Below are 6,629 nucleotides of genomic sequence, written 5' to 3'. Positions count from 1 at the left end.
GGCGATTCGCCATGAACGCGCTCAACTTCCCGCGGCTGACCTTCTTGCTGAGCACCTGGCGCCCCTGCGCATCCACCCCGTACACATGCATGCTGTTCTTGGCCAGATCGATGCCCATCGTGACAACCGGCTCTTTGCTACACTCTGTCATTGGTCTGCTCCGCTACCTCGGTTGACGATGCTTCACCTACATCGCTCATTGTGCCCGCTTTGGGCTCGTTGGAGGAGCGGGGCGGACCATCCCATTATCCTACGCTGGCTAGTGGATTTATCGTGGTACGTCCGAGATATTCCACGCCTACCGCCGCAGGAAGGGGCGGTGCATAATCACGGCGAAACGCTCGCACAGCCAGCAGCCCAGCCCCCGGAGTGGCGCCACCATGCACAAACAAGAACTTGCAGACCGCATCACCAGCAACCCGGCTCAATGTGGTGGAAGCCCCTGCATCCGCGGGATGCGTATCCGAGTCACGGACATTCTTGAGATGCTTGCCGACGGGGTGAGCATGACCGAAATTCTGGCCGATTTTCCCGATCTGGAGCCCGAAGACATTCGGGCCAGCCTACTGTTCGCAGCCCGCCGCACCGAAATCCCCCGTCTGGCCGCATGACGGTCTGGCTCGATGCGCAACTGCCGCCGGCACTGGCACCCTGGTTGGTTGACAACTTTGGCGTCGACTGCCGCGCGGTGCGCGACCTCGGGCTCCGCGACGCGGACGACCACACGATCTTTCAAGCCGCCCGCGCTGCCGGCGATGTCATCATCCTGAGTAAAGACAGCGATTTCGTCGACTTAGTGCTTCGCCTAGGCGCGCCACCGCAGATCCTTTGGCTCACCTGCGGCAATCTGACAAATCGGCGGCTGCGCGGCATGCTGCAAGAGGTCTTTGCGGATGCCATGGCGCTACTGTCAAGCGGCGATATCGTGGTCGAAATCGCCGACCGTATCAAATAGCACGCGGATCTCGTCGCAAATCGGACCGACCACATGTGACGATCGCGAAATCCGGCCAAACGCCCCATCGCTCGACGAACCGATGATCACGGGGTCATCGAACGACGCGCCAACCTCGGGGAGCGCCGTCAAATCGTGGCGCTCCGCTTGCGCCTCCAACAGACGCCGGGCCACAGCTTTCGCGATGTCAATGGTTTCCTGCACGGTACGCCCTTGTGCGACCAAGCCTTGCACGTCGTCGGACGTGGCGACATAGCCCCCTTCACTCAACGCCTCAAGATGCAGATTGATCAAATTTTCCATGGTGAACTCCACACCAAACCTTGAATCGCGACCTCAAGCGGAACGACGACCACATTTCGCCGGGTGGGATCGGCACAGCGCATCTACCGACGCTGGCTGATCTCATTGACGCTCGATACCTCGTCTCAAGTCAGAAGCACAGGCATCTGTCGGACCCAGTCGGGCGGATGTCCGAAGGGCGATCCGCCGTCCCGACCGCACCGAGAGGGCGGAACCGCTAGCGTGTTCCGCCCGACCGAGTTTGATCGAGGGCGATTCGATCCAGCGTCGGAGCGGTGGTCGATGGGTTTCACGGCCAGGTCGGCGTCTGTGCCAATCAACAGTGTCGTACCGTGGCCGCTCTACCCATCCACGCTGGCTCGCGACCCGCACAATCCTGAGCGGAAGCGGAAGCGGAAGCGGAAGAGGGCGGACCCGCGTCCCGCCTGCGACAGCGATCACGCCTCGAACAGATCCGCCGCGTCGTCCAAGGTCGCGGCCCGACGCAGCCAGCGCCGCAGTTGCGCGGGATCGGCGCAGCGTTCGAGGCGAGCGCGCATGGCGGCGTCGGCGATCATCCCGCGACCGTCGAGCACATCGAGCACGGCGCCGCGCAGCGACTCGACCGCCCCCTCGGCCCTGCCCTCGGCGCGGCCCTCGGCCTTGCCCTCGGTGCGGCCCTCGCCGCGCACCTCGTCCAAATCGCGGTAACCCTGACGTTGCAGCAGGTTGCGGAGTGCCGCCGTGGCCGCCGCTTGCGGATCGTAGAGCGACTCGACGAGGAAACGGTTGCGCAGGATGCCGGGGGCTTCGAGCCAGTCGCCGGGATAGCAGACGCGCATCGCCTGGCCGGATTCATGGACCTCGACCCGCCGCGGTCCGGTGAGCCGCACCACCCAGACATAACGGGTGCCGGCGGCCAGCAGCTCGCTGATCTTGAGCGCCAGATCGGCTTCGTCCTGGCCGGTGTCGGCATACTCCAGCGCCAGCGGCGGCGCGCCCGCGACCCAGCCCGGCGCGTCCGGCACATTGCCGACCGCGACATCCGGCGCGCGCAGGGTGCCCGGCGTGGGCGCGTAACCGGTGTCGACGCCGGCGGACTCCACGTCGGGATCGGTCCCGAGCACGAGCCCGCCGATCAGATTGGCCTTGGAACCGCGCCCGCCGGTCGGCAGACACTGGATCGGATGGCCATTGGAGAGTTCGTAGGGATCGCCCGAACGCAACTGGTCGGCGTGGAAGGGGCCGTGGCCTTGGCGGATCGTGGGATTTTTCATGGCGATGGGGCCTGCTTGTCGCGGGGTGACGGTTTTCAGGTGTCAGGTGTCAGGTGTCAGGTGCCAACCGCCAGCCAACGCACCGCGTACCACTCGGCTGACTCCCTGGCGCTTGGCGCCGTATCAGAACGCCTTGGGTTGAAACCCCTCGGGCACATCCAGCTCGAACACGGAGTCGTGGATGCGGGCGACATAGAAGCCTTCGCGCAAGGCGCGTTCGCGCAGCGCCGGCGAGGCGTCCACCACCGCCAGGATTCCGAAGAGGCGCTTGTCGCGATGCTCGGGGAAGAAGTCGCGAAACTGCTCGAGCAGGGTGCGCAATTGGCCGATGGCCTCCTCGCGCAGATGGCTCTTGACCTCCACCACGTAGGCGGTGTTGATCGCGCCATTGGCGTAGGACAGGGTATCGATTTCCACATGCCGCCCGCCCTTGCTGACGCGCACGCTGGGGCTGACGACCTCCATGCCGAAGCGTTCGCGCAACAGCTTCTCCATGGAGGGCAGCGCCAGCCCCTCGGTGAAACTGCCGAATTTCTCGCCCAGCCCGCCGATCTGTTTGCCGAGTTCCTTCAGTTGGCGGTCGGTGCTCTGGCTGAGGTCCTTCAGTTGGCGGTCGGTGCTCTGGCTGAGTTCCTTGAGCTGGCGGTCGGTGTTCTTGATCTGTTCGCTGGTTTCCTGAATCTTACGGTCGGTTTCCTGGAACTGACGGTCGGTTTCCTGAAACCGACGGGCGGTTTCCTGGAACTGACGGTCGGTTTCCTGGAATCGACGGTCGGTTTCCTGGAATTGCTCGGCGTTCGCGCGCTGGGCCTGGATCAGGTCGCGCAGCAAATCCCAGACTTCTTCGGCGGCGGTACTCATGGGCATCCTCTCAGGCACGCATCGGCTGTGCGCAAACGATAGCCGAAGCGAGGTCGGCAGAGTAGCCCTGAGCGACGTCGACGGGTGTCGCTTGAGGGTGTCGCTTGAGGGAGATCTCGATGGGTTTCACGGCTAAGCGACGTCCGTGCCAATCAACAGTGTCGTACCGTGGCCGCTCTACCCATCTACGCTGGCTACCCGGCTCAAGCGTTGGTGTCGTTGTCGAACACGACGACAACGACAACGACAACGACAACGGGGATCGTGTTGTAGGTTGGGGTGAGGGACGAACCCCAACTCCACGCATCGGAAGCGAGCGAGGTAGGATGGGTAGAACGGCCACGGTATAACCTTGATGATTGGCACGGACGCCGATTGACCGTGAAACCCATCGACCACCGCCCCAAGGCTTGATCGAAACGCCCTCGGAAAACCGGGGGCGTTTTGCGTTGGGTGCGGATCGGGAAGGTTGGCGCGTGGGTTCGGTGGGTTTCGCTTTGCCCTTCGACTCCGCTCAGGACAAGCTCGACCCACCAACAACGCCGTCCAGTCTCAGCCGTGCACTCGCTCTGGATCACTGATAGAATTTGTCTTATTTGTACATTTTAGACTGTCAATCATGCTCACCTTTACGGCAAGCGAAGCGAAACAGGGACTGGCGAGAGTCATTGAGGCGGCCGCGAGGGAGCCTGTCGTCATCCGGCGTCAGAAACGCGATGTCGCGGTGGTGCTGTCGATGCAGGAGTACGAGCGCCTGGTCCGATTTAACGTCACCGAATTTCAGCGTTTCTGCGACCGGGTGGGCAACGCCGCGCAAACGGCCGGGCTCGACGAGGCAACCCTTGCCAAACTCCTTGCCGATGAATGAGCCATCGCGCTGGGTGCTGGATACGAATATCCTGATCAGCCGCCTGCTCTGCCCCAGCGGAGTGTCCGCACAAGCGGTGGATCATGCGCTGGCGCGTGGCGTGCTGCTGGTTTCCGAAGCGACCCTGGAAGAACTGGTGAGGGTTTTGAACCGCCCGAAGTTCGATGCGTATGTCACGGTCGAGGATCGACGGCGTTTTGTGGAGTTACTCGGCGGCGTCGCAAGGATCGTCCCCATCGTGCGCGTCATCCGTGCCTGTCGCGATCCGAAGGACGATCAATTTCTGGATGTCGCGCTGAATGGGGAGGCGACGGCCATCATCACCGGCGATCAGGATCTACTGGTCATGGATCCTTTTCATGGCGTCAGAATCGTCAGCCCAGCCGTTTTTCTGACGTGGCCGTGAGACGTGAACATACGCGGATCTCTTCCGTTGCCGCTGGCGCATCCGATCCTCTGACCGCGACATCCCGGCGACCGTTTAGCCAGCGTAGGATGGGGTGAACGAGAGTGAACCCCAACATCCACGCATCGGAAGGCACGGACGCCGAACCGCATGACCCTCAACGCCCCTGGCGATTCAACCGGAGGCGTTTTTCATTGCCGGCACGGTGGCAAGTTGGGGTTCGTCCCTCACCCCAACCTACGGGGCTGTTTTCACCCTGACGGTGCGAGGGCGCGCCAGCCGGAACGTGAAGTAGCGCTCGCCGGTGGTGGTGTTGCGCGTCTGCGTTCGGCGGATATACGTGCTCAAAACGCTAGACCGCGCGCCGCAGCGGCGCAAAAGGCACCGAAAAGATTAGGGCACTACTTTAAGCCTTCAAGCGTGCGTGCACATAGAAATCAGCGCTTTACTTGGCTTCGAGCACCGAATATGCCCCAATATCAATGAGGTCGCGTTAAAGATGGGTTAGTTAGAAGCCGGCATCGGTTCTCAGTGCATCGAGACAGTGCCGTAGGGCCGGAACAAACCGCGTTGCTTCGCCAGCAACATAACCCGACCACTCCCATAGGCGTCAATCTCTGTTGCTAAGCAAGAAGATGCCCGTCCTGTTCCTCCAGCAGGAGGAGGTCCAGTTGAACCGCGCGTGAGAAGCTTGCGGAATCGCCCTGGTCGAGATCCCGCTGCAAGGAGTGAATCAGCCAGGTAGACAGGTAGCCTAGCCCGAGCCGACGAAAGCGGTACGCTACAGGGCCTCATCGAAAACAAGGCGCTGAGGTTTTGTAGCGTTGGAATTATCGCCCGCTGCTTGGTCACAACTTACGAGGGCAAAGCCACGTTTGGTGAACACAACGAGGTCAAAAGGCGGTCTCAGCGTTGGGACTGCCGGGAGTCTCGTCACGCATCCTGCGCGACGTCGACACCACGGGCAACTTATTGCATTCGTTGGGTGATGGCTGTTCGACACGCTGGGGTTCACTCCCGCCCCCCAGCCCACCGGGCTGCGCGCGTTTTGGTACCGGATCCTTTACGCCTTGCGCCGCCGCCAGCCTGCGATACCGATGCCAGCCAATGCCGAGGCGAAAAGCGGCAGCGCGGCCGGCAGCGGCACGACGGTGAAATCGGCGGCATACGGGAAGTTGTTACCGTCGATCTCCGTGCCGTCGGCAAGGCCTGTGACCCAATTCGGATCGCTAAAGAGCATGGACGAAGACAACAAGTTTGACCCGCTGCTGGAATACGGGATCTGCACGTACGTGGTGGTTGCCTCCCCCGCAAGCTTCAGCGACGTCGCGCCGGCCATCGACAGCGCCCCCGCCAGTGCAGTGGCCGCGGCACTCGCCGAGGATTCGCTAAAAAAGTCCTTCGGCGGGTCGTTCAGCCAGTCGGAGCTTGAGACTTTCCCGGTAAACACGACGTTGTAAACTGACGATCCAACCTCCAGACCCAACACAGACTCCGCGACACCAGAGCTACTGAATGTCACGGTGGCAGCGTCCGCGTCGCTGATAGCCGCAAATCCAAACATGGCGCCAATGACAGCGCCTCCCAAAGCCGTGGCGCCGTGGCGCCGGCCGATTGATGATACCGTTTTCATAGCTTGCCCCCATCATTGCGGTTTTGTTAATGTCACCGACGCCGGCAAATGTCGCGAAACTGAATCGACATTCTTTTTTACAGTTAGCGACTTCATTCGCGTAATGCAAGTCCCCTCCTGATTAGCTAGATTCCTCAGTTAGGCCCAGTTAGGCCAATATTCCGCGGCCAATTGGCGCACACTGGGTTCCCCCGTCTCGCTGAGGGATTCCGCCATGCCCATGAACCGCATTCAATTCCAACCTGGGCTGTCGCTGCCCGCGTTCTATGCGCAGTTCGGCACCGAGGCGCAATGTGAGGCGTCGCTGGAGCGCGCGCGCTGGCCCGATGGGTTCCGTTGCCCACGCT

General features: G+C 62.0%; 9 protein-coding genes. 5 read left to right on the top strand and 4 right to left on the bottom strand.

Annotated elements, in window-relative coordinates; genetic code table 11:
* The first annotated feature begins 380 nt into the window (after positions 1-380).
* Positions 381-611, top strand: coding sequence for a DUF433 domain-containing protein (locus QZY07_RS18645; RefSeq protein ID WP_295405922.1), 231 nt, complete (start codon positions 381-383; stop codon positions 609-611).
* Positions 608-955, top strand: coding sequence for a DUF5615 family PIN-like protein (locus tag QZY07_RS18640; RefSeq protein WP_295405920.1), 348 nt, complete (start codon positions 608-610; stop codon positions 953-955). Before QZY07_RS18645 ends, QZY07_RS18640 begins: the two co-directional genes overlap by 4 nt.
* On the opposite strand, the gene QZY07_RS18635 is transcribed toward QZY07_RS18640, so the two are convergent.
* From QZY07_RS18635 to QZY07_RS18625, 3 genes are all read right to left on the bottom strand, one after another.
* Entirely contained in the window at positions 911-1,270 is a 360-nt protein-coding gene (locus QZY07_RS18635; RefSeq protein WP_295405919.1) for a hypothetical protein, read from the bottom strand. The genes QZY07_RS18640 and QZY07_RS18635 overlap by 45 nt on opposite strands.
* A 425-nt stretch (positions 1,271-1,695) precedes the next feature.
* Positions 1,696-2,514 carry a Uma2 family endonuclease gene (locus QZY07_RS18630; RefSeq protein WP_295405917.1) on the bottom strand — a complete coding sequence of 273 codons (819 nt, stop codon included), beginning with the start codon at positions 2,512-2,514 and terminating at the stop codon, positions 1,696-1,698.
* A gap of 123 nt (positions 2,515-2,637) precedes the next feature.
* Positions 2,638-3,375, bottom strand: coding sequence for a DUF3782 domain-containing protein (locus tag QZY07_RS18625; protein WP_295405915.1), 738 nt, complete (start codon positions 3,373-3,375; stop codon positions 2,638-2,640).
* A gap of 619 nt (positions 3,376-3,994) precedes the next feature.
* Between QZY07_RS18625 and QZY07_RS18620 the strand changes: the two genes are divergently transcribed.
* Both QZY07_RS18620 and QZY07_RS18615 read left to right on the top strand, forming a co-directional pair.
* Positions 3,995-4,243 carry a type II toxin-antitoxin system Phd/YefM family antitoxin gene (locus QZY07_RS18620; protein WP_295405914.1) on the top strand — a complete coding sequence of 83 codons (249 nt, stop codon included), beginning with the start codon at positions 3,995-3,997 and terminating at the stop codon, positions 4,241-4,243.
* Entirely contained in the window at positions 4,236-4,649 is a 414-nt protein-coding gene (locus QZY07_RS18615) for a putative toxin-antitoxin system toxin component, PIN family (RefSeq protein ID WP_295405925.1), read from the top strand. The genes QZY07_RS18620 and QZY07_RS18615 overlap by 8 nt, the downstream gene beginning before the upstream one ends.
* Positions 4,650-5,712: 1,063 nt before the next feature.
* Here QZY07_RS18615 and QZY07_RS18610 read toward each other — a convergent pair.
* The gene (locus QZY07_RS18610; protein WP_295405912.1) at positions 5,713-6,282 is read right to left on the bottom strand and encodes a hypothetical protein; all 570 of its coding nucleotides are present in this window, start codon (positions 6,280-6,282) and stop codon (positions 5,713-5,715) included.
* A gap of 214 nt (positions 6,283-6,496) precedes the next feature.
* Between QZY07_RS18610 and QZY07_RS18605 the strand changes: the two genes are divergently transcribed.
* Positions 6,497-6,629: transposase (locus tag QZY07_RS18605; protein ID WP_295405923.1), on the top strand; the 133-nt coding region annotated here is incomplete at its 3' end.

The sequence above is a fragment of the uncultured Thiocystis sp. genome, assembly GCF_903866365.1.
Classification (GTDB): domain Bacteria; phylum Pseudomonadota; class Gammaproteobacteria; order Chromatiales; family Chromatiaceae; genus Chromatium.
This window is presented reverse-complemented; position numbering and strand designations above follow the sequence as displayed.